This is a genomic window from Proteus myxofaciens ATCC 19692 (genome assembly GCF_001654855.1).
GTDB lineage: Bacteria > Pseudomonadota > Gammaproteobacteria > Enterobacterales > Enterobacteriaceae > Proteus > Proteus myxofaciens.
Genome location: NZ_LXEN01000185.1, coordinates 1 through 1,320 on the forward strand (window position 1 = coordinate 1; position 1,320 = coordinate 1,320).

General features: G+C 37.8%; 1 protein-coding gene. It reads right to left on the reverse strand.

The window, feature by feature from the left end:
• Nucleotides 1–93: 93 nt before the first annotated feature.
• Nucleotides 94–1,320: DUF2345 domain-containing protein (locus M983_RS17960; protein ID WP_157091986.1), on the reverse strand; the 1,227-nt coding region annotated here is incomplete at its 5' end.

The window sequence follows — 1,320 nt, forward strand, 5'->3', positions numbered from 1 at the left end:
CTTTAATCGCGGCTTTTTCTTTTAACGATAAACAACCCGATAATATTGATGCAAAGAAGAGTGGAATAAAAAAATAAGGTAATTTATTTTTCATTATTCTTCCTCATAAGGTAATAATTTAATTTTAATATCGTTAATAGCATTAGAATTAATTTTAGTCGTTTTTCCTTCTGAATCTGAAATACCTTTTATAATCTCGCCAGTGGGTAATGTAATTTGATAGCGTTGATTCGCAATAGGTTCGCCTGAAAGTGGATTTTTAACAACAAACCATTCATTAAATTCTTCAGGTGAAAACGATTTCATAGCGCTTTCTACACTTTGAGCTCCTAATTTTTGTATTCCATTATTTTTTATTAATAATTTACCAGGTCCACCTATTTCAACATTTCCCCCTTTTATACGAATATAGCCACCACCACAAGATAAAAGAAGTTCATCTTGCGCAGATAGCACCATTTTTTTCCCACTACTTATGATTGAATCTTGTGTAGACCAAGTAGATAAACGACCATCTTGTGCCTGAATTTCAATATCGCCAGTTTTGGTGAAAATTTTTGCACCTACTCGTGAAAAGAAACTCATTACTCCACCAGCTGCTAATGTAAATTTTTTAAATGCACCGATATCAACTTGTTTATTAGCTGTTAATGTTAAATTTTCATCTGCTGATAATTGCAGATTATCACCACTGGTTAATCCGATACCATCAGGGGCTGTGGCTAATAAAACAGATTTTTGTAATTGAATAAATTTCTTCTCTAAACTTTCTTTTTGTTTTTGAATATCAGCAGCAAGTGCGCTTGCATTTTCAGCACTTTTAGCTAAAGTCTCCATTTCTATTAACGCTGTGGTAAGTTGAGATTGCGCCTCTTCCATCGCCAGCACATCACCGCCGGCTTTTTCTTGGCTATCAGCACTGATAAACAGTCCTTTACCCGCTCTTATCGTCCCCCAACTATCAGTGCGTAATTCAAAGCCTTCACCACGTGGCTCGCGGTTTGCATCCACAATATGCCCTAAATTAAGCTGGCTTTTACCGCCGTATTCAGTGCTAAGTTTAATGTGCTCTTCACCGCGTTTATCTTCCATACGCAGCTTATTATTTGCCGGTGTACGAATTACATTACGGGTGTTGTTTTTATCGGTTACATGGTCAGGATGACGGGAATCATGCAAGGCATGGGCGATATAAGGGCGGTCAGGGTTACCTTCATGAAAGGCAATCGCCACTTCTGTGCCTTGAATTAAGGGAAAATGCATGCCATAAGTATCCCCTGCATAAGGTTGTGCTAAACGCACCGGCATACTTTCATACCC